Here is a 21,662-nt window from a genome sequence, read left to right on the forward strand (position 1 = left end):
CCGCTTCGATCTGCACGAACAACTTGTACTTTATGCAGCCAACCGCACCGGCTCCGGTATGGAAGCCAACGCCCCGGCGATCGCATCGCTACGATGCTGCGGCGAATAGGCCACGCCCTCGGCGCGAACGAATTCGATATCGGTCACGCCCAGGAAGCCGAATACCTGGCGCAAATACGTTTCCTGGAAATCGCTCGGCGCGCCGGAATGGATGCCGCCACGGCCGCTGGCGATGATGATCTTCTTGCCGCCGGCCAGGCCTTCGGGACCTTGCGCGCCATAGCGGAAAGTCTTGCCGGCGACCGCCACGCGATCTATCCAGGCCTTCAACGTTGAGGGAATGGAGAAGTTGTACATCGGCGCACCGATCACCAGGACATCGGCGGCCAGGAACTGTTCCATGGTGCGCGCCGCGTCGGCCGCTTCTTCCGGATTGGCCTGGGCCAGCGATTGGCCGGTTAGATGGGGCAGGGGATCGCGGTCCAAGTCGCGGTATTCGACCTGCAGCTGCGGGAGTTTGTCCTGCCAACGGGCTACGATGGCGGCGGTGAGCTCACGGGTGACCGAACCGGTGCCCAGTGCGCTGGAGTCGAGGTGCAGGAGTTTCATGTTGGCTATCCACTTCAGAAGCGGCAGTGCCGCGTTGGAGGCCAAGGTAGATCGTTGTATAAATAGAATAAAGATGGTTTAATATCACTAATCGTTCTGAATATGGAATTATTGCCATGCAGGATCTGAATGACCTTTATTACTTCGCCATGGTCGTGGACCACGGTGGCTTCGCTGCGGCCGAGCGTGCGCTGGGTATTCCCAAGTCGCGCCTGAGCCGGCGCATCAGCCAGTTGGAAACCGACATGGGCGTGCGCCTGCTGCAGCGTTCCACCCGCCGCTTCGCGGTCACCGATGTGGGGATGAGCGTGCATCGCCACGCGCAGACCATGCTGGCCGAGGCCCAGGCCGCCCGCGAAGTGGTCGACCGCCTCAGCGCCGAGCCGCGCGGCGTGGTTCGCGTCAGTGTGCCGGTGGAGGTGGCGCAGACGCAGTTGCCGAAGATCCTTCCCGCTTTCCTCGACAAGTACCCGAAGGTGCGTCTGCAACTGCACGTCAGCAACCGCCGCGTGGACCTGATCAACGAAGGCTACGACGTAGCCCTGCGTGTGCGCGCCAAGCTGGACGACGACGGCAGTCTGGTCATGCGCAGCTTCGGCCAGATCCGCCAGCTGATGGTCGCCAGTCCCAAATACCTGGCGCGCGCAGGGCGGCCGAAGAATCCCGAGGAACTGGCCAATCACGTGACCCTGAGCACCAGCGAGGACGAGGCGCGCCAGCGCTGGGAGCTGCACGGCCCCGATGGCGACATCCGCCGCGTGGATATCCAGCCGCGCGTGTCGGGTTTCGATTTCCCTTTGCTGCAGTCGATGGCGCGCGATGGTTTCGGCATTACTCTGCTGCCGGAGACGGTGTGCGCCGACCTGGTGCGCAAGGGCGAGTTGGAAGTGGTGCTGCGCGACTGGACTTTGCCGCAGGGCATCTGCCATGCCGTATTCGCCTCGCGCCGGGGCATGTTGCCGGCGGTGCGCGTGTTCATCGATTTCTTGGCCGAGCACCTGCCGAAAGAGATCGAGTCGTCCCGCCTGGATTGCGGCGGCAAGTGCGATGAGGCGGGAAAGGGCGGGGAACTGCCTGAAATCAAGGTCAAGAAGGCTTCGTAGGCAAGCCAGCCCGCTTCATGGGAAAATGCCGCACGGCCCGCAACGGGCCGCCGCAGCAACAGCTTCGGAGAGATGGCCGAGCGGTTTAAGGCACCGGTCTTGAAAACCGGCGATGGGTCAAACCATCCGTGGGTTCGAATCCCACTCTCTCCGCCATTCCTTCCGCGTTTTGGTGTTCCGCCATCGAATGCAACAGGCCGTCGATTTCATCCTGGAAATAGACAAGCTCAAGGGCGTGGCCCGCAAGGTGCGGCCGTTGGGCCAGGATCGCTACGAAAATTCCGCCGAACACAGCTGGCAGATCGCGCTACTGGCGGTATCGCTCGTGCCTTACGCGGAATCCTCGGTCGACATCGACCGGGTGATCCGCATGCTGTTGGTGCACGATATCGGCGAGATCGATACCGGCGACACCATGGTCTTCGTGGAGGGCGGTTGGGAAGAACGCAAGGCCGCTGAACTTGCCGCGGTGAAGCGTATTTTCGGCTTGCTGCCGGAAACGCAGAGCGCCCAGTCGCTAGCGCTGTGGGAGGAATTCGAACGCGGCGAAAGCGCCGATGCGCGTTTCGCCAACGCGGCCGATCGCGCCATGCCGGTACTGCTCAATCTCGCCAACGCGGGCCAGAGCTGGCGCGAGAACGGAATCAGTTACGAGCGCGTGGTTGACCGAGTGGCGCCGCCGATCAAAGCGGGCTGTCCCGCGCTGTGGGACTACCTGCAGAGCCGGCTCGAAGAGGCGCGCGACAAGGGATGGTTCGGAGCCTGAAGCCGAAGTGCGGACTGCTTGGAAGCGTGACCGCCAGATGCTGCGCACTCGGTACGAATAAGTAGAATGCCCGTAAGTAAGCGCCACTGCGAAACATTCATTACGTGGCCTGGCCTTGTTTTTCACCGCTCCCACAGGGAAATGTGAGTTGCCTCGCGCCGATTGCCGAGGCTAGTCTCGCGACGGGAGTGTCACCAAAGGGGAAACAAGGATGACGATACGGGTATACCTGATCGACGACCATGCGCTGGTGCGTACCGGCATGAAGATGATATTGGCCGGCGAAGTGGATATCGAAGTCGTGGGCGACGCCGACAACGGCGAAGACGCCTTGCGCCAGATACGCAGCCTGAAACCGGATGTGGTGCTGTGCGACCTGCACCTTCCGGGATTGAGCGGGCTTGAGATCACCGAGCGCATTACCCGCGGCGATCTCGAAACCAAGGTGATCATCGTATCGGTACTGGAAGACGGTCCCTTGCCCAAACGCCTGATCGAAGCGGGCGCTTGCGGATACATCGGCAAGGCCGGCGATGCGACCGAACTGTTGCGCGCAGTGCGCGAAGTGGCGCGCGGCAAGCGCTACCTGGGCACGAACGTCGCCCAGAACATGGCGCTTTCCAACGTGGGCGGAAGCGAATCGCCATTCGACGGATTGTCGCCCCGGGAACTGGAAGTGGCGATGCTGCTTATCCAGGGACTGCGCCAGGAAGATATCGCCAAGCGCCTCAGCCTGAGCGCCAAGACGGTGAACACGCATAAGACGCGGTTGTTCCAGAAGGTCGGCATCCAGGACAACATCGCACTGGCGCGGCTAGCCGCGCAGTACGGACTGCTGGATCCCACGCGCTCGTTGTAGCGAACGCGTGGGACGTTGGGATCAGGCGCTGCGCTCGCTGCCCTGATCCTTTTCTGCGCCGGCCATTTCATCTTTGTCGGCGTGCTCATCGTTGTCGGCGTGCAGGGCCAGATCGCGCTCTTCGTGCTTTTCCACCACTGCCGCAGGTTGCGGCGCCGGCATGGGCTCGAACAAATGGCGCGTGACCGAAGACGGCGTGTCGGCGTCGGCGGTGAAGAACAGCGAACCGGTATTGCCGACAGCGGGCCGCACGGGTGCGGGCTTCGGCGGCTCGACGGCAGCCACTGGCGCGGGCGCCGGTTTCTCGACTTCGGGCGTAGCAACTTCAGGCGTAGCAGTTACCGCGGCGATCGAAGCGGCTTCCGCAGGCGTCGGATTCTCGGCCAGGGTGAAGCTTTCCACGGTGTCGTTCTTCAGGATTTCCTGAGCGGCCACATTGGCTTCGGCCGGTGTGGCGATCACGGCGGGTTCGGCCTGCGCGACCGACTCCGTCCGTGGCTCGACGACAGACGGCGTCGATGCAGCTGAAGGCAGAGGCGCTTCCACCGTTTCCACCGCAGCAGGCGGAGCGGCGACGATGGACTCGGACTCGAACGTGGCCATTACCGGAGCGGTAGCGATGGGCTCGGGCGTGGCCCACACCGGAGTGGTGTGGCTCTGTTCGACAGCACTCTGTTCGACAGCACTTTGTTCGACAGCAGCAGGCGTCCGTTCCACGAAAGAGGGTGCCACGACAGAGGGCGCAGAAGCGGCAACCGCTACCACGGGCGCTGCAGGCGCTTGAGCGGCAGCGGGACGCGCGGTCGGCTTGGCGGCGGGTGCTTCATCGTCGAAGTCGAACTCGGGCTGCGAACCGTTGGCGATGATGACCTGCGGCTGTTCGTCGTCGCCGAAGTCCTCTGATCCGCCCGCTTCATTGCCGGCGCCGGCTTCACCCGCGCCACGACGCCTGCGGCGTCCGCCGCGGCGGCCACGACGACGACGACCTGCGCCGTCGCCGGTCTCGGCAGTTTCGCCTTCGCTGGAATCGTTGGCGGCTGCAGCCTGCACGGAAGAACCTTCCTTTTCCTCCATTTCAGAAGCGAAGGCGGGAGGCGTTTCGCTGACAACTGCGGCAGACACCGGCGTCGCAGTCGTTGTCACTATTGTCGCCGTCGTCGCGATGGCGGGTGCTACGGTCAGATCGGCCGTTTCCGTCGCGTTTTCCGGCCGCGGCTGCTTGGGCGCATCGTTGTTGCGCGGCTGGCGCTGCTGCTGGCGGCCGCTGTTCTGGCCCGCTTCGTTCTGCGGCTTCTGCTGTTTTGGCTGGTTCTGCTGCTGTTTCGGCTGTTGCTGCTTCTGCGGTTGTTCGTTGCGCGGCTTCTGCTGCTGGCCGCTCTGGGCGGGCTGCGCGCTCTGCGGCTTGGGACCGCGTTGCTCGTCGCGGCGTTGGCCGCCGGCGTTACCGCGTCCCTGACCCTGTTGGCCACCGCGACCGTCGCGACGCTGGCCGTTGTTGCGGTCGTTGCCGCGTTCGTTGCGCTGGCGGTTTTCGCGCTGGCGGGTTTGCTCGGCAAGGGTGGCGTTGGAAGTTTCACTGGAGCCGCCGCCGAAGACGCGCTTCAACCATCCCACCACGCCGCCGGAAGCGGCAGGTGCGGACACGGACGAAGCGGGGGCTGCGAACGCCGGTGCGGGCGCCGCCGCTTCCTCGCGCTCTTCCCGGATCGGCGCGGGCTGGCTGTGCTTCACATGGGTGACCGCGGGCGCGGGAATGTTCAACTGCGCCTTGGTCAAGGCGTGCACCGGCAGCTTGCGCGGCGTATTGCGCTGGTAGCTCGGCTTGGAGGATTCCTCGCCCAGTTCGTTCTCGCGTATGCGGGTGACTTCGTAGTGCGGGGTATGCAGCGCCTCGTCGGCGACGATGACGATCGGCGCGTCGTGGCGCTTTTCGATCTCGCGCAGCGCGTTGCGCTTTTCGTTGAGCAGGAAGTTGGCGATCTCCACCGGGGCCTGCACCAGCACCTGTCCGGTGTTCTCCTTCATCGCATGCTCTTCGGCAACGCGGATGATGGAGAGCGACAGCGATTCGATGCTGCGCATGCGGCCATGGCCTTCGCATTGCGGGCATACGATCTGGCTGGATTCGCCGAGCGAGGGACGCAGGCGCTGGCGGCTCATTTCCATCAGGCCGAAGCGCGAGATGCGGCCGATCTGCACGCGCGCGCGGTCGTACTTGAGCGCGTTCTGCAAGCGGTTCTCGACGTCGCGCTGATGCTTGCTGCTGGACATGTCGATGAAGTCGATGACCACCAGGCCGCCCAGGTCGCGCAGGCGCAGCTGGCGGGCCACTTCGTCGGCCGCTTCCATGTTGGTCTGGAAGGCGGTGTCTTCGATGTCGCTGCCCTTGGTGGCGCGCGAGGAGTTGACGTCGATCGCGGTCAGGGCTTCGGTCTGGTCGACCACGATGGAACCGCCCGAGGGCAGACGCACGTTGCGCTCGTAGGCGCCCTCGATCTGCGATTCGATCTGGAAGCGGTTGAACAGCGGGATGTCGTCGGTGTAGTGCTTGAGCTTGCGCAGGTTGTGCGGCATCACCTGTTCCATGAACTCCTTCGCCGTGGCGTAGAGCTCAGGAGTGTCGACCAGGATCTCGCCGACGTCCGAACGCAGGTAGTCGCGCAGGGCGCGCACGATCAGGCGCGATTCCTGGTAGATCAGGAACGGGGCCGGCTTGCTGAGCGCGGCCTCGGCGACCGAGCGCCAGACCTGCAGCAGGTAGTCCAGGTCCCATTGCAGCTCTTCGGCATCGCGGCCGACGCCGGCGGTGCGGATGATCACGCCCATGTCTTCGGGGATGGCCAGCGCATCCATCGCCTTCTTCAGCTCGGCGCGGTCGTCGCCCTCGATCCGGCGCGAGACGCCGCCTGCGGTGGGCGAGTTGGGCATCAGCACCATGTAGCGGCCGGCCAGCGAGATGAACGTGGTCAGGGCCGCGCCCTTGTTGCCGCGTTCGTCCTTGTCGACTTGAACCACGACTTCCTGGCCTTCGCGCAGGAGTTCCTTCAGCCCGGCCTTGTGGTGGTCGACGCCTGCCTGGAAATAGTCGCGGGAGATTTCCTTCAGCGGCAGGAAGCCATGGCGTTCGCCGCCGTATTCGACAAAGGCCGCTTCCAGCGAAGGCTCGAGCCGGGTGATGCGGCCTTTGTAGATATTGGACTTTTTCTGTTCTTTGGACGGTTGTTCGATATCGATGTCGTACAGGGTCTGTCCGTCAACGATGGCGACGCGCAGTTCTTCTTCCTGCGTCGCATTGATCAGCATACGTTTCATTGTGCGTTCCTCGCGCGCTGCTACCGCGCGGAACACCGTGGGTTTCGCTATCTGGATACTGCTCGCCACCCCTCGCGCAGGCGCGAACGGGGTAGGGTTGGTTTCCAGCGCTACAACACCACGGCAGGCCGCGGGAGCGCTTTGGTTCATTTAACAAATATGTTTCGGACCGGAGGCTGCTCGAGCTTTTGCTCTTGCGCCTCACGGGGCATGTTCAGCTACCGACGTCTGACGCATCGGGCGATGTCCGGATCCGCCGACTAGCCGCTAACATGGTCGCCCCGAGGGCGGTGGCCGCGCACTTTGTCGGAATCGCGGGAAGCTGGGCTTCTGGCCCGCAGCATCGTGAAGATGCTGGTTAACTTCCAGCGAAATCAAACCCTTATCTCGCCCCCCGAGTGTATCAGAATAAAAGACGGATGACCGATCAGCCCCCCGCAAGCAAGCCCGAAGGGGCCACCAAGACCGCCGTTCGCACCATCAAGGTGCCTGAAGACCGCGATGGCCAGCGCCTGGACAACTTCCTGCTGGGCCAGCTGAAGGGCGCCCCGCGCAGCCTGGTCTACAAGCTGGTGCGCAGTGGGCAGGTCCGGATCAACGGGGGACGGGCAAAGGCGGACCGCAAGCTTTTGTCCGGCGATGAAGTCCGTATCCCGCCGGTCAGTCTCAGTGACCCGGAAGACAAGGCGCCGCCCCCAAGCGGGTTCCTGCAGCGGCTGGAAGCGGCGATCGTGTTTGAGGATGCCCGTTTGCTGGTGCTGAACAAGCCTACCGGCGTGGCCAGCCATGGCGGCAGCGGGATCAGCCATGGCGCCATCGAGACCCTGCGGGCGCTACGCCCGCAAATGAATCTGGAGCTGGTCCATCGATTGGATCGGGATACCTCCGGCCTGTTGATCGTGGCCAAGAAGCGTTCGGCTCTGACCGAGCTGCAGGCGTTGATGCGCGAGGAGGGCGGTACCGGTATCCGCAAGCGGTATCTGACCCTGCTGGTGGGGCGCATGCCGGACGGGACCATGAGCGTGGACGCGCCCCTGCATGTCGGTCTGCGCCAGGGTGGTGAGCGGCATGTGCAAGTGAACGCTATCGGCAAACCATCGCTAAGCCATTTCAAGGTGCTCGAGCGTCGCGGTGGCCATTCTTATTGCGAAGTAAGAATCGAGACCGGCCGCACTCATCAGATCCGCGTGCATGCCCAGCACATCGGCCATCCGGTGGCCGGCGACGACAAATACGGCGATGAGGCAGTCAACAAGCGGCTACGCGAACAGGTCGGACTGAAGCGCCTGTTCCTGCATGCGGCGTCGCTGGAATTCGCGCTCGATGGCGGCAAGGCGCCTTATGTGCTGAATGCGCCTTTGGCCGATGACCTGGCTGCGGCACTGGATCGTCTGGCCTGATCCGCGGGTCTCCGTGCGTCGGGGGCGTAGCTCCGACCTACCTCAGGATTGCGAGTCGAGTGCGAAACACTGGCTCGGCCGTTCGGCCGGAGGGGTGAACCGCACGGGTACCTGCAGGCCCTGTACCACCGGCTTGCCGTTGCGGGTGGCTGCTTCGAAAATCCAGGTATGCACGGCCGCCTCGGCCGAGGCATCCAGTTTGGGCTGCCCGCTACTGGCAAGCAGTTTCACCTCCACCGGCTTGCCTTCGACGCCGACCACCACATTGAACACCACGGTGCCGCCCACATTGGCGCAGGCCAGTTCGATCGGATAGTCGGGCTTGGGCGTCTGCACCGCAGTCAGCGGGGTAGAGGGAATCGCCGCGACGACCGGTGTGTCGTCGCTGCAGCTGGCGATCAAGGAACAGGAAAGCGCTAATAGGGCGCAGGCCGCGCGAGGAAAAGCGCAGGAAATCGAGTTGGTGTCCATATCGGCGGTTTCCGGAGTTGGGGTGAAGTCGGCGCGCTGATCCGACTAGTTGGCCAGCGCATCGGCCTTGGCCGCGCAGATAAAATCGTTCTCGCTAAGGCCGCCAACATCGTGCGTCGAGTAGCGCACGACCGCGCGGTTGTAGTGCACCCCCAGATCGGGATGATGGTCTTCGGCGTGCGCGATATAGGCCAGTGCGTTCACGAACGCCATGGTCTGGTAGTAATTGTCGAAATGGTAGGTTCGGCACAGCGCGCGGCCTTCTTCGACCAGGTCCCAGCCCGGCACTTCCAGGATCAGTTCGGCAACGCGGGCCTTGGTGAGTTTGTGCTCGCTGCCCTTGAGCGGCAGGCAATGCGCTTGGGCCAGGGGGATCAGGTCGGACATGGGGACTTCCTCGGACTCGGACTGGCTGAACGTACCATCCACGCCGTTACGTGCTCGAATGAGCGTCTAACATTAGGGTGGCTAGAATAGCCGCATGATCCATATCTCCGACACCGCCCAGACCCATTTCCGCAAGCTGATCGAACGCGAGGCGCTGCCCGGCCTGGGTGTGCGACTGAGCGCGGTCGATCCAGGGACGGCGCGCGCCGACGCGCGCCTGGAGTTCGCCGAACCGCGCGATCTGGTGGGCGACGAATGGGCGGTCGACTGCGATGGTTTCACCGTCTATGTCGATGCCAATAGCGTGGCCTGGCTGGACGGCGCCGAGATCGACTACGTCACCCAAGGCGCCGGCAGTCAGCTCACCATCAAGGCGCCGAAGATCAAGGGCCAGGCGCCGGCCGAATCCGCTTCTCTGGTGGAACGCGTGCGCTGGGTGGTGGAGAACGAGGTCAACCCGCAGCTTGCCCAGCACAAGGGCAGGGTGGCGGTGGAACAGGTGAGCGCGGACGGCGTGGTGTTGCTCCGTTTCGGTGGCGGCTGCAATGGCTGCGGCATGGCGGACGTGACTTTGAAGCAGGGTATCGAGAAGACGCTGATGGCGCGCGTGCCCGGCGTTACCGCGGTGCGCGACGTCACCGATCACGATACCGGCGACGCACCATACATTCCGCGCGACAACGCGGCCTGACTCCCCTTTTCCGGTGACGCGAGCCGCCGAAATCATCGCAGCGCTGCAGGCGGGCAGGCCAGCGCCCATCCTGGAACGCCACACCGGCATGCCCTATGGCTGGGGGCTGTGGATGCGAGCCTTGAGGGAAAAGCTGGGAGTGATCCGGCACGACAGCGCCGAAGCGATCGTCCAGCTGTTCTCGGAACGGCCGGTGGCGGAAACCCCACGACGGCCCTTGGCATTGAACCGCTGGCAGGCTTTCCGCTCGATGTTCTATCAGGACTGGGGTCCGCCGCTGCGCGAGGACCGCAGGTTGCGCTGGTTCGCAGGCGGCGTCAGCTTCTTCATGCATCTGTTGTTCGCGCTGCTGCTGATACTGCTGGCGATGATCAAACTGCCGCCGCCGCCAGCAGCCGAAGATGAAAGCCGGGTGCAGGTGGAGTTCATGGGCGAGGGCACGCCCAAAGAAGAGGGCGGCGGACCACCCGCAGCGCAATCCGAATCCGCGGCCGCCGCTGCTGCTGCCCAGTCCGCGACAACGCCGTCCTCCAGCACGCCCGCTGAAACTGCGCAGGCTTCATCGGTGCCGCAGCAGGAAACTCCCGTGCCGGCACCGCCCGTGGCGCAGCAGAACGTGCAGGTGACGGAAACGGCCGAGCCCACCACGACCTTCGTGTTGCCGCCCGCGACTCCACGTTCGCTGGAAATCGCGCCGCCGCAAGTCAAACCGCGTGAGTTGGGCGTGCCGACACGTGAGGTTACGGTGGTCGAAGCGCCTCCGGCGCAGCGCGAACTGCCGCAGCGGGAAATCGCGATTCCCCAAGTCGCCCAGCCCACCCAGGAAGTGCGGCAGCGGGAGATCGCGGCGCCGTTGCCGCAGATACGCACTGTGCAGATTCCCTCACGCGCGATCGCCGCGCCCGAACTGCGCGCGCCCGCGCAAAGCGTGCGCCAGGCCGAGATCGCGGCACCGAATCGCGGCACGGCCTCCTCCAGCAGCGCCGCCAATACGGCCAGTTCTTCTACAACCGGCGATTCCGCGCGCACTCCCAGCACGCAACAGGGCACGCAACCTAGCTCAACCGCCGCCGGTTCTTCGGCAGCTGCAAGTCGTCCTGGAGGTGTCGTCACACCCAAGCGCGGGGATGATTGGGGCGACTCCACCCGCAATAGCCCTGGCCAGAATACCGGCGGACGTGCGGGCGACGGTCCCGGTCTGTTCAATGCCGACGGCAGCGTACGCGTGCCGCCTAACGCTACCGGAGACGCATCGCGTCCGGGCGCGCCCGGCTCCAAGCAACAACAGCGCGCCGATGCCGATCGCGCCAGCAAATGGTTGGAGCGTCCTGAGTTTCCTTACGAACCGAGCATGTTCGACAAGTACTGGCGCCCGACCAACGAGTCGCTGCTGGCCGAATGGGTACGCCGCAATATCCGCGAAGTGGAAATGAAGATTCCCGGCACCAACAAGCGGGTGAAATGCGTGGTGTCGGTGCTGCAGGTCGGAGGAGCCTGCAGCCTGTTCGATCCCAACCTCAACGAGCAGCCGGCGGTGGCGCGGCCACCGCCGGACATTCCGGTCAAGCGCAATCCGATCCCCACCGACAGTTGATCGGCTTGATGCGGCCGGCATTGCCAGGCCGCGTTCCCATCCATGCGCGGGTAACGCTACGTCCCCGACGCTTTGATCTTCGGCGCGTGCATCCGCGGACGCCGACGGTACAGCCTGTAAGCCAGATCCACCACGATGATGGCCACGACCAATCCCAGGGCGCCCTTGGCGCCTTCGTCGGTCGGCGGCGACAGGAAAATAGCTCCCGCTGTCATCCACCAGACGAGCAGCGCACCGAATCCCAGGCTGAAAGCGGTGGACAAATTTCGCGTCAGTTTCGACCAGCGGCCCTTTAGCATGGCTACGAACATCGTAACGAAGCTGCCCAGCCACAGTAGGATTACCGGTGGTGCCCGCTCGCGCAGGAAAGTGGGATCGAAAGCAAAAATTCGCGGCATGGGCTCGGGCATCAGCGGGGTGATCCAGGGCAGGCAGATCATCAGCGCCACCCCGATGGCGAACCCGGCCAGCCCGAAGGCCATCGAGTTGCGGTTGACCCGCTCCGGATCGACGATGCGAGGCTTCCAGGTCGGCTTGAACATGCCCAGCTGGTGTGCAAACAGGCTCATGAGCGACATCATCGCCAGAAAGCCAGGCCACCAGAACGCACCTAGTCCCCAGGTGAACCACCAGGCGACCAAAGGCTGTCCATCGAACACGCGCGGAAGGGTCGAAGCCCACTGCAGAGCCATGCCCCCCAGCGAGAGCAGGGCGAAGGTTCTGGTCTGCTCGGCGGGAATAATCACCACACCGGGCGGGCGATAGCGTGCTGCGACTTCGGCGGGCGTGCCGAATTCCCGCAGCATGTTCAAAACCACATCATCGGTGGCCGCATCCTGCGTCCTCTCGGCCAGCATCTGGTTAAGTAAATCGCGAAGCTCGAGGCCGATTTCGTTGCGCTCCTTGCGGGGCAGGCGGCGCATCACCTCGGACACATACGATTCGATCACATCGTTCGAGCTCATTTTTCAATCCCCTCAAGTAGTCCGGCCATGGTCGCGACCAGTGCGTTCCAAGTGGCGGTCAGGTCAACGAGCAACGCCTCGCCAGCGTCATTGATTCGGTAGTAGCGCCGCGGCGGCCCGTCCTCAATCCGCCACTCCGAAGCCAGCAACCCTTGGCCCTCCAGGCGGCGGAGCAACGGATAGAGCGTGCCTTCCTCGATCGGCATGCCTCGCAGCGCCAGGGCCTGACGCAGCGAATAGCCGTATTGGACTTCCCGCAGCTGGGAGAGCACCGCCAGCACGAGCGCGCCGCGGCGGAGCTCAAGCTCCAGCTTGGGCGTCGGGTTTTGGTTGGATTCCACCATACGGCACCTTATGAAGTTTGACGCACACTACATTGCAATACACAGTATGTCAACCAATTCCGGGAGACGGTGCGACCACGAGATCTCCGGACATAAAAAAACCCCCATCTGCGTGGGGGTTTTGGGGTCGGGTGGCGAGCTAGCCTGCTTAATCTACGCCGTGCAGATCGCGCAACTGCGTGGGACGCGAGCCGAAGTAAGCGGCCAGGTCGGAAATCTCCTGGTCGGTTAGCGCCGCCGCTTGCGGCGTCATCTGCGGGTTCTGGCGGTCGCCTGCGCGATAGGCTTGCAACGCATGGGCGATGTAGTCGCCGTACTGGCCGCCGAGCTTGGGATAGGTCGGGTCGATCGGCTTATTGCCTTCCGCACCATGGCAATCGATGCAGCTCTGCTTGGTCGCTTCGCTCTTCACCTGCGAACGCTTCTCGCCGGCGGCGATATGCCCTTCGGGCAGACCCGCGGACGAGCTGGAACCGTGCTCGCCGCTGGCGTGGCCGGGATCCTCGGCGGCGATTTCGTTGTTCTGGGAGCAGGCGGCCAGGGCGAGGGCGGCGAGCAGGGCGATGGCTAGACGCTGGGCGTGCACGGCGTTCGACATGGGTGGCTTACTTCACGGAAGAGAGATAGGCGGAAAGGTCGGCAATATCCTGGTCAGAGAAACTCTGCGCCTGGGCTTGCATCGTCGGATGCTTGCGGTTGCCTTTCTTGTATTCGGTCAGCGCCTGGGCCAGGTACTCGGCCGACTGGCCGCCGATGCGCGGTACGTGGAAGCTGGGATAGGCGTTCTTATAGCCTTCGACGCCATGGCAGCCCTGGCAGGTATAGGCCAGTGTGCGGCCGGCTTGGGCGTTGCCGACCAGTACGGCGGGCGACGCCGCCGCTGCAGGCGCTGCGGTGGCCGGAGCGGTTGCGGCAGGTTTGGGGTCGGCAGGCGCGGCGGCCGCTGGAGCGGGGGTTTGAGCTGTGACGACGGCCACCGAAAGGGCGGCGGCCAAGGCAAGGCAAGCGGCGAGCGGTAGCGGTCGCATCATGTCGTAATCCGGGACTCTCAGGCTTTAATGGTTATGTTGCGCGCGCTACGTCCAACGCAGCGCTTGGCTGCGGCAAGTATAGCGTGCGACTCCCGATACCTGCCATCCGTAACAGGACCAGCGCCGCCGCGACCGGCCTGGTCATGCCTCTTGTGCCGTTGTCTTTCTAATGGTCACCACACAACGCGACGCAAGTCACCATGACCTTCGGCGCATGCCGGAGCTGTACTTGGGTGATATACCTATGTACAACACCTAACAACCACCCGGTACCACCATGTCTCGACCCGACTTCACCGCAGGCCGTCTCCCGATGCGTGCGCTCCGTGCGTCCGCGCTTATCTGTGTTTTTGTGTTCGCTCTGGCCGCCTGCAAAAAGGGGGACGGAGAGGCTCAGGCCAAGTCCGGCGACAAGCCCAAGGGGCCGGATGCGGTGCCGGTAGAGGTGGTCAAGGCTGCCCATCGGCCGGTCGCGGCCAGTTATACCGGCACAGCGGCGCTGGAGCCGCGCGGAGAATCGCAGGTGGTGGCGAAGACCTCCGGTGTCGCTTTGGCGGTGATGGTGGAGGAAGGTCAGGTAGTCCGCGCCGGACAGCCGCTGGTGCGGCTGGATCCGGATCGCTCCCGCTTGGCGGTGGCCCAGGCTTCGGCGCAGATGCACAAGCTGGAAAACAACTACAACCGCGCCAAGCAACTGGTCACCCAGCAGATGATCAGCGCCAACGACGTCGATCAGATCAAGTTCGACCTGGAGAACGCGCGCGCCCAGTACACCATGGCCACGCTGGAACTTTCCTACACCACCGTGGTGGCGCCGATCTCCGGCGTGATCGCATCGCGTTCGATCAAGACCGGCAACTTCGTGCAGATCAATACGCCGATCTTCCGCATCGTCGACAACTCGCGGTTGGAAGCCACGCTCAACGTTCCCGAACGCGAAATCGCCACGCTCAAAGCCGGCCAGCCGGTCGAGCTGACCGCCGACGCGCTGCCGGGCCAGAGCTTCACCGGCACGGTGGACCGTATCGCGCCGGTGGTGGATTCGGGCAGCGGCACTTTCCGCGTGGTCTGCGCTTTCACCGGCGACGGCCTGTTGCAGCCTGGCATGTTCGGACGCATCAAGATCGATTACGACAAGCGCGCTGATGCACTGGTGGTGCCGCGCGTCGCATTGTTGGATGACGATGCCGATCCAGCGGTGTTCGCGGTGCGCAACGGCAAGGCCGCGCGCGTTTCCGTCAAGCTGGGCTACATGGACGGCGAGTGGGTTGAAATCCGCGAAGGCCTCAAGCCTGGCGATGGCGTAGTGACCGCCGGCAAGATCGCGTTGCGCGACGGCACCCCGGTGGAAATCATCGGCGATGCCAAGAAGACCACCGCCAAGGTGGAGGTTGAAGCAGCCGGTAAGAAGAAATGAGCGGCCACGGCTCTGAAGGGGGAACTCCTGACCGGGGAGCTCCGGGTCCTGAAGCGAACGATCCTCTGGCGCCGCCCGCCGGTTTGACCGGCGGCGGATTGGTGGAATTCTCCACGCGCCGTCGCGTCACCGTGGCGATGTTCTGGGTCACGATGTTCCTGTTCGGCTGCATCGCGCTGGCGGCTTTGAAGGTCAACTTGCTGCCTGATTTGAGCTATCCCACATTGACCGTGCGCACCGAGTACACCGGCGCCGCTCCGTCCGAAATCGAAACGCTGATCTCCGAGCCGGTGGAAGAAGCCGTCGGCGTGGTGAAGAACCTGCGCAAACTGAAATCCATTTCGCGCACCGGCCAGAGCGACGTGGTGCTGGAGTTCGCCTGGGGCACCGACATGGACCAGGCCAGTCTGGAGGTGCGCGACAAGATGGAAGTGCTGCAGCTTCCGCTGGAAGCCAAGGCGCCGGTGTTGCTGCGCTTCAATCCCTCCACCGAGCCGATCATGCGCCTGGCGCTGTCGTCGAAGGTGGCCGGCAAGACCGAAGCCGATTCCATCCGCCAGCTCACCGAGCTGCGCCGTTACGCCGACGAAGACCTGAAGAAGAAGCTGGAGCCGGTGGAAGGCGTGGCCGCGGTGAAGGTCGGCGGCGGTCTCGAAGATGAGATCCAGGTCGATATCGACCAGCAGAAGCTGGCCCAGTTGAACCTGCCCATCGACACGGTGATCCAGCGCCTGCAGCAGGAGAACATCAATATTTCGGGCGGCCGTCTGGAGCAGGGATCGCAGCGGTACCTGGTGCGGACCGTCAACCAGTTCGCCACCGTCGAGGAAATCCGCAACATGCTGGTCACCACGCAGAGCGGCGGCAGCAACGCGGCGGCGAGCGCGGCGGCGCAAATGGCGGCGATCGCCGCTTCCACCGGCGACGCGGCGGCCATGGCGGCCGCGGCGTCGGTACAGAGCGCCAACTCCTCTTCTTCCAGCACTATCGCGGGCGGCATGCCGGTGCGGCTGAAGGACATCGCCGATGTGCGCCAGGGCTACAAGGAGCGCGAAGGCATCATCCGGCTGGCAGGCAGCGAGGCGGTCGAGCTGGCGATCTACAAGGAAGGCGACGCAAACACGGTCGCCACCGCCGACGCCATTCAAGCCAAGTTGGAACAAATCAAGAGTCAGATTCCGCCGGATGTCGACCTCACCCCCATCGACGACCAGTCGCAGTTCATCCGCCACGCCATCAGCGACGTCAAGATCGATGCGGTGATCGGCGGTTTCCTGGCGATCCTGATCATCTTCCTGTTCCTGCGCGACGGCTGGAGCACCTTCGTGGTCGCGCTGTCCTTGCCGGCCTCCATCGTCACCACGTTCTTCTTCATGGACCAGCTTGGTCTGAGCTTGAACGTGATGTCGCTGGGCGGCCTCGCCTTGGCCACGGGTCTGGTGGTCGACGACTCCATCGTGGTGCTGGAAAGCATCGCCAAGGCGCGCGAGCGCGGGCTCAGCGTTCTTCAGGCCGCGATCACCGGCACCCGCGAAGTCAGCATGGCGGTGGTCGCCTCCACCCTAACCACCATCGCGGTATTCCTGCCGCTGGTGTTCGTGCAAGGCATCGCAGGCCAGTTATTTCGCGACCAGGCGTTGACGGTGGCCATCGCCATCGCTGTCTCGCTGGTCGTTTCGATGACGCTGATCCCCATGCTCAGCGCATTGAAGGGCAGGCCGCCGATGGCGTTTCCGGAGGAGCCACCGCATCCGGACTGGAAGCCGACCTCACGCTGGCAGAAACCTCTCGCTGCGACCCAACGCGGCGTAGGCATCGGCACGCGTGGAGTCTTCTTCGGTATCGCCTGGTTTTTCATACGTCTCTGGCGTGGGTTGGTCGCCGTGGTGGGGCCCATCATGCGCAAGGCCAGCGACATCGCGATGATGCCGTACGATCACGCCGAACGCGGCTACATGAAACTGCTGCCGGGCTCGCTGCGCAGGCCGTGGCTGGTGCTGGGTCTCGCCGCCGCCGCCTTCGTGCTGACCATGCTGACCGTCCCCATGCTGGGCGCGGATCTGATTCCGCAGCTGGCGCAAGACCGCTTCGAGATGACGGTGAAATTGCCGCCTGGCACGCCGCTGCGCGAAACCGACGGTCTGGTGCGCGACCTGCAGCAAGCGCATGCCAAGGATGAAGGCATAAAAGCGCTGTACGGCGTCAGCGGCACCGGTACGCGGCTGGATGCCAGCCCCACCGAAAGCGGCGAGAACATCGGCAAGATCACCGTGGTGATGGCCGATGGCGGAAGCAAGCAGCTGGAAGCCGACGAAACCGAAAAGTTGCGTTCGTCGATGAAGGATCATCCGGGCGTGCAGGTCGATTTCCGTCGCCCCGAGCTTTTCAGTTTCTCCACACCGCTTGAAATCGAACTGCGCGGCCAGGATCTCGACACCATCCAGCGCGCCGGACAGAAGATGGCGGCCATGCTGCGCGCCAACCCGCACTACGCCGACGTGAAATCGACGGTGGAAGAGGGCTTTCCTGAGATCCAGATCCGCTTCGACCAGGACCGCGCGGGTGCGCTGGGGCTGACCACGCGACAGATCGCAGACATAGTGGTGAAGAAAGTGCGCGGCGATGTGGCCACGCGCTACAGCTTCCGCGATCGCAAGATCGACGTGCTGGTGCGGGCGCAGGAATCCGATCGCGCATCGGTGGAAAGCATCCGCAAGCTGATCGTCAATCCAGGCAGTTCGCGTCCGGTGACGCTGGAGTCGGTGGCGGAGGTGGTGTCCACCACGGGTCCCAGCGAGATCCACCGCGCCGATCAGGTGCGTGTGGCCATCGTTTCGGCCAATCTGCGCGATATCGACCTGGGCGGTGCGGTGGACGAAGTACAAGAGATGGTGGCCGAGAACAACCTCGGCGCCGGCATCGGCATGCACATCGGCGGCCAGGGCGAAGAGCTGGCCGAATCGGTGAAGGCCTTGCTGTTCGCCTTCGGGTTGGCGATCTTCCTGGTGTACCTGGTGATGGCTTCGCAGTTCGAATCGTTGCTGCATCCGTTCGTGATCCTGTTCACCATTCCGTTGGCGCTGGTGGGCGCGGTGCTGGCGTTGCTGCTGACGCGCTCGCCGGTATCGGTGGTGGTGTTCATAGGATTGATCCTGCTGGTCGGCCTGGTGGTGAAGAACGCCATCATCCTGATCGACAAGGTCAACCAACTGCGTGAGGCCGGCGTGGCCAAGCGGGTGGCGCTGGTGGAAGGCGCGCGTTCGCGTTTGCGGCCCATCACCATGACCACGTTGTGCACCTTGTTCGGCTTCCTGCCGCTGGCATTGGCCTTCGGCGAGGGCGCGGAAGTGCGTTCGCCGATGGCGATCACCGTGATCGGCGGGCTGCTGGTGTCCACGCTGCTGACGCTGGTGGTGATTCCGGTGGTGTACGACCTGCTGGACCGCCGTTCGGACGAGTACTACGCCGAACGCGGCCGTCTGCATCGTGCTTCGCTGGAAGCGGGCAATGAAGGACTCGAACCCGCATGAGCATCGCCGAACTGAGCATCAAGCGGCCGGTCAGCGCGATCATGCTGTTCGTGTCGCTGACCGTGATCGGGCTGATCGCCGCGTTCCGCCTGCCGTTGGAGGCATTCCCGGAAGTGTCGCCGCCCTTCATCTTCGTGCAGTTGCCTTATGTGGGCTCCACGCCCGAGGAAGTGGAGCGCACGGTGCTGCGGCCGGTGGAAGAGACGCTGTCCACGATGCCGGGCATCAAGCGCATGGACACCAGCGCGAACGCGGATGGCGCGCAACTGTTCATCCAGTTCTCCGACTGGGAGCGGGACGTCGCCATCGCCGCCTCCGATGCGCGCGAGCGCATCGACGCCATCCGCGCCGATCTGCCCGACGACCTGCAGCGTTATCTGGTGCTGAGGTTCTCCACTACGGACCAGCCGGTGTTGCGGGTGCGTCTGGCCAGCGACATGGATCTGGCCGGTTCTTACGACATGATCGACCGCGAGTTCAAGCGGCGCATCGAGCGCATTCCGGGCGTGGCGCGCGTGGATATCTCCGGCGCCCAGGCCAACGAGGTGGAGATCGCGATCAACCAGGATCGCCTGACCGCGCACAACCTGGGTCTCAACGATCTCACCACGCGGCTGCAGTCCGTCAATTTCTCCGTTTCGGCCGGCACCATCACCGACGGCGGGATGCGCTTGCGCGTGCAGCCCGTCGGCGAACTCACCGACCTGCAGCAACTGCGGGATCTGGTGATCGCCAACGGCGTGCGCCTGTCCGACATCGCCGAGGTGCATTTGAAGCAGGAGCGCACGACCTTGGGCCGGCGCCTGGACGGCAAGAAAGCGGTGGGTCTGGACATCTTCAAGGAACGCAACGCGAACCTGGTGGAAGTCTCTAAGAATGCGCTCAAAGAAGTGGAGGAGATCCGCAAAGAACCTTCGCTGAGCGACCTGCAGATCAAGATCATCGAAAACCAGGGCGACAACGTCACCACTTCGCTGATCGAGCTTGCGGAAGCCGGTGGCATCGGCCTGGTGCTGTCGATCGCGGTGCTGTTCTTCTTCCTGCGCCACTGGCCCTCGACCATGATGGTTACGCTGGCCATCCCGATCTGCTTCATCATGACACTCGGCTTCATGTACTTCGCCGGAGTCACCCTCAACATCCTGTCGATGATGGGCCTGCTGCTGGCCATCGGCATGCTGGTGGACAATGCCGTGGTGGTGGTGGAGAGCATCTACCAGGAACGCGAGCGGATGCCCGACCAGCCGCGCCTGGCGTCCATCGTCGGTACCCGGCATGTCGCCATCGCGCTGTCGGCCGGCACCCTGTGCCACTGCATCGTGTTCGTGCCCAATCTGTTCGGAGAGCGCAATTTCCTGAGCATCTACCTGTCGCAGATCGCCATCACCATCTCGGTGTCGCTGCTGGCCTCGTGGCTGGTGGCGGTGAGCCTGATCCCGATGCTGTCGGCGCGCCTGAAGACGCCTCCGGCGGTGGGAAACCACACCGGCATCATTCCGCGCATGCAGAAACGCTATGCGGGGATGCTGCGCTGGACCCTGGAGCATCGCGGCTGGAGCGTGATGGGCATCTTGCTGATCATCGCGGTCAGCATCGTGCCGATGATGCTGACCAAGAAGAACATGTTCGGCGGCGACGATGGCGGCGAAACCAATATCTTCTACCAATGGAAGGGTTCCTACAGCCTGAAACAGATGTCGGACGAGGTGTTGAAGGTCGAGAACTTCATGGACGCCAATCGCAAGCGTTTCCATGTCGAACAGATCTATTCCTGGTACAGCGAACAGGGCGACGCGGGCACCCGCATCAAGTTCGACATGAAGGACCTCGACAATGACGACACCAAGGCCTTGATCGAGGAAATCCGCAAGGCATTGCCTAAGTCGGCCCGCGCCACCATCGGCATCGGCAACGATGGTGGTGGCCCGGGCGGCGGTGGCGGCCCGGGCGAGAAAGTGCAGGTGCAGTTGGTCGGCGATTCCACCGAAACCCTGGCGGAGATAGCCAAGGACATCGTGCCGATGCTGTCCAAGAGTCCGCAGCTGCGCGACGTGCGCGTCGATGCCGGCGATCAGAACAGCGAACTGTCGGTACGCGTGGACCGCGAGCGCGCCGCCGCCTTCGGCTTCAGCGCCAATGACGTCGCCAGTTTCGTGGGCGTGGCTTTGCGCGGCGCGCCGCTGCGCGAGTTCCGTCGCGGCGAGAACGAAGTACCGGTATGGGTGCGCTTCGCCGGCGCCGAGCAGTACGGCATCGAGGACCTGGATTCCTTCATGGTGCGCGCACCGGACGGACGCACGGTGCCGCTGCTGAGCATGGTGGATGTGGGCGTCACGCCCGCGGCCACGCAGATCTCGCGCACCAACCGCCAGACCACGCTGACCGTACAGGCCAACCTGGCCGACAAGGTGACCGTGCCCGAGGCGCGCAAGGCGATGGAGGACACGCTGAAGGCGGCTTCGTTCCCGACCGGCTACAGCTATTCCTTCGATGGCGGCGCTTTCCAGGAAGAGGACGAGGCGGGCGCGCAGATGATGACCAATCTGGTGATCGCGCTGCTGCTGATCTACATCGTGATGGCGGCGGTGTTCGAATCGCTGCTGTTCCCAGCGGCGATCATGAGCGGCGTGCTGTTCTCGGTGTTCGGCGTGTTCTGGTTGTTCTGGCTGACCGGCACCGAGTTCAACATCATGGCCTTCATCGGCATCCTGGTGCTGATGGGCGTGGTGGTGAACAACGGCATCGTGATGATCGAGCACATCAACAACCTGCGGCGGCGCGGCAAGTCGCGCACCGATGCGCTGGTCGAAGGCAGCCGCGAACGTCTGCGGCCGATCCTGATGACCATGGGCACGGCGATCCTGGCGATGATCCCCATCGCCTGGGGCAACACGCAGATGGGTGGCGACGGTCCGCCGTATTACCCGATGGCGCGTGCCATCGCCGGCGGGTTGGCGTTCTCCACCGTGGTCAGCCTGCTGTTCCTGCCGACCATCTACGCGATCCTGGACGACATGCGCAGCGGCACCGCGCGGCTGACCAAGCGCGCCCGCGCGCGCCGCGGCGAAGGCCTACCGGCGGCGGCGATAACGGCGTTGAAAGCGGAGTGATGCAGGGCGGGCATTGGCCCGCCTTGCAGGCTACGGCTGGGTCGCCCTCGCAGAGCCGAGCTTGCCCGGCTCT

At 64.0% G+C, this 21,662-nt stretch carries 17 protein-coding genes and 1 tRNA gene; 10 read left to right on the forward strand and 8 right to left on the reverse strand.

All coding sequences use genetic code 11. From position 1 onward, the window contains the following. Positions 1 to 30 precede the first annotated feature (30 nt). Positions 31 to 609: an FMN-dependent NADH-azoreductase gene (locus J2W94_RS04455; protein WP_310090509.1), complete on the reverse strand. Its 579-nt coding sequence runs from the start codon at positions 607 to 609 to the stop codon at positions 31 to 33. Positions 610 to 725: 116 nt separating this feature from the next. Between J2W94_RS04455 and J2W94_RS04460 the strand changes: the two genes are divergently transcribed. The 4 genes from J2W94_RS04460 to J2W94_RS04475 all read left to right on the forward strand — a co-directional run bounded on the left by J2W94_RS04460 (position 726) and on the right by J2W94_RS04475 (position 3,337). Continuing rightward, positions 726 to 1,712, forward strand: a complete 987-nt coding sequence (locus J2W94_RS04460) for a LysR family transcriptional regulator (RefSeq protein WP_310090510.1) — start codon at positions 726 to 728, stop codon at positions 1,710 to 1,712. Positions 1,713 to 1,778: 66 nt separating this feature from the next. Then, positions 1,779 to 1,868: transfer RNA gene (locus tag J2W94_RS04465), tRNA-Ser, on the forward strand. A 31-nt stretch (positions 1,869 to 1,899) separates the two neighbouring features. Further along, the gene (locus J2W94_RS04470) at positions 1,900 to 2,478 is read left to right on the forward strand and encodes an HD domain-containing protein (protein ID WP_310090511.1); all 579 of its coding nucleotides are present in this window, start codon (positions 1,900 to 1,902) and stop codon (positions 2,476 to 2,478) included. 211 nt (positions 2,479 to 2,689) lie between these two features. Further along, a complete protein-coding gene (locus J2W94_RS04475) occupies positions 2,690 to 3,337 on the forward strand; it encodes a response regulator (protein WP_310090512.1) in 648 nt (215 codons plus the stop codon). Positions 3,338 to 3,358: 21 nt separating this feature from the next. On the opposite strand, the gene J2W94_RS04480 is transcribed toward J2W94_RS04475, so the two are convergent. Further along, positions 3,359 to 6,649 carry an Rne/Rng family ribonuclease gene (locus J2W94_RS04480; RefSeq protein WP_310090513.1) on the reverse strand — a complete coding sequence of 1,097 codons (3,291 nt, stop codon included), beginning with the start codon at positions 6,647 to 6,649 and terminating at the stop codon, positions 3,359 to 3,361. A gap of 419 nt (positions 6,650 to 7,068) precedes the next feature. On the opposite strand from J2W94_RS04480, the gene J2W94_RS04485 reads away from it, so the two are divergent. Further along, the gene (locus tag J2W94_RS04485) at positions 7,069 to 8,049 is read left to right on the forward strand and encodes an RluA family pseudouridine synthase (RefSeq protein WP_310090516.1); all 981 of its coding nucleotides are present in this window, start codon (positions 7,069 to 7,071) and stop codon (positions 8,047 to 8,049) included. A gap of 42 nt (positions 8,050 to 8,091) precedes the next feature. Here the strand turns inward: J2W94_RS04485 and J2W94_RS04490 are convergent, their stop codons facing one another. After that, complete coding sequence (locus J2W94_RS04490) at positions 8,092 to 8,520, reverse strand: TonB family protein (RefSeq protein WP_310090518.1); 429 nt, start codon at positions 8,518 to 8,520, stop codon at positions 8,092 to 8,094. A gap of 45 nt (positions 8,521 to 8,565) precedes the next feature. Further along, positions 8,566 to 8,907 (reverse strand): 4a-hydroxytetrahydrobiopterin dehydratase, encoded by a 342-nt coding sequence (locus J2W94_RS04495; protein WP_310090520.1) that lies wholly within the window; start codon positions 8,905 to 8,907, stop codon positions 8,566 to 8,568. Between the two features lie 94 nt (positions 8,908 to 9,001). Between J2W94_RS04495 and J2W94_RS04500 the strand changes: the two genes are divergently transcribed. Together J2W94_RS04500 and J2W94_RS04505 are read left to right on the forward strand one after the other, a co-directional pair. Continuing rightward, positions 9,002 to 9,598: an NfuA family Fe-S biogenesis protein gene (locus tag J2W94_RS04500; protein ID WP_310090522.1), complete on the forward strand. Its 597-nt coding sequence runs from the start codon at positions 9,002 to 9,004 to the stop codon at positions 9,596 to 9,598. Between the two features lie 13 nt (positions 9,599 to 9,611). Further along, positions 9,612 to 11,192 (forward strand): hypothetical protein, encoded by a 1,581-nt coding sequence (locus J2W94_RS04505; protein ID WP_310090524.1) that lies wholly within the window; start codon positions 9,612 to 9,614, stop codon positions 11,190 to 11,192. Between the two features lie 56 nt (positions 11,193 to 11,248). Here J2W94_RS04505 and J2W94_RS04510 read toward each other — a convergent pair whose 3' ends face one another. From J2W94_RS04510 to J2W94_RS04525, 4 genes are all read right to left on the reverse strand, one after another. Further along, positions 11,249 to 12,157: an HAAS signaling domain-containing protein gene (locus J2W94_RS04510; protein WP_310090526.1), complete on the reverse strand. Its 909-nt coding sequence runs from the start codon at positions 12,155 to 12,157 to the stop codon at positions 11,249 to 11,251. Further along, positions 12,154 to 12,501 carry a PadR family transcriptional regulator gene (locus tag J2W94_RS04515; RefSeq protein WP_310090528.1) on the reverse strand — a complete coding sequence of 116 codons (348 nt, stop codon included), beginning with the start codon at positions 12,499 to 12,501 and terminating at the stop codon, positions 12,154 to 12,156. Before J2W94_RS04515 ends, J2W94_RS04510 begins: the two co-directional genes overlap by 4 nt. Positions 12,502 to 12,649: 148 nt before the next feature. Then, positions 12,650 to 13,099, reverse strand: coding sequence for a c-type cytochrome (locus J2W94_RS04520; protein WP_310090530.1), 450 nt, complete (start codon positions 13,097 to 13,099; stop codon positions 12,650 to 12,652). A gap of 7 nt (positions 13,100 to 13,106) precedes the next feature. Continuing rightward, positions 13,107 to 13,529 (reverse strand): c-type cytochrome, encoded by a 423-nt coding sequence (locus J2W94_RS04525; RefSeq protein WP_310091577.1) that lies wholly within the window; start codon positions 13,527 to 13,529, stop codon positions 13,107 to 13,109. Positions 13,530 to 13,845: 316 nt separating this feature from the next. Here J2W94_RS04525 and J2W94_RS04530 point away from each other — a divergent pair, with 316 nt between their 5' ends. The 3 genes from J2W94_RS04530 to J2W94_RS04540 are packed head-to-tail and all read left to right on the forward strand — an operon-like array spanning position 13,846 to position 21,589. Then, on the forward strand, positions 13,846 to 14,949 hold the full coding sequence (locus tag J2W94_RS04530) for an efflux RND transporter periplasmic adaptor subunit (RefSeq protein ID WP_310091579.1): 1,104 nt from the start codon (positions 13,846 to 13,848) through the stop codon (positions 14,947 to 14,949). After that, entirely contained in the window at positions 14,946 to 18,479 is a 3,534-nt protein-coding gene (locus J2W94_RS04535; RefSeq protein ID WP_310090532.1) for an efflux RND transporter permease subunit, read from the forward strand. Before J2W94_RS04530 ends, J2W94_RS04535 begins: the two co-directional genes overlap by 4 nt. Continuing rightward, the gene (locus tag J2W94_RS04540) at positions 18,476 to 21,589 is read left to right on the forward strand and encodes an efflux RND transporter permease subunit (protein ID WP_310090534.1); all 3,114 of its coding nucleotides are present in this window, start codon (positions 18,476 to 18,478) and stop codon (positions 21,587 to 21,589) included. Before J2W94_RS04535 ends, J2W94_RS04540 begins: the two co-directional genes overlap by 4 nt. The last annotated feature ends 73 nt before the right edge of the window (positions 21,590 to 21,662 follow it).

Source organism: Pseudoxanthomonas sacheonensis (genome assembly GCF_031455975.1).
Classification (GTDB): Bacteria; Pseudomonadota; Gammaproteobacteria; order Xanthomonadales; family Xanthomonadaceae; genus Pseudoxanthomonas_A; species Pseudoxanthomonas_A sacheonensis_A.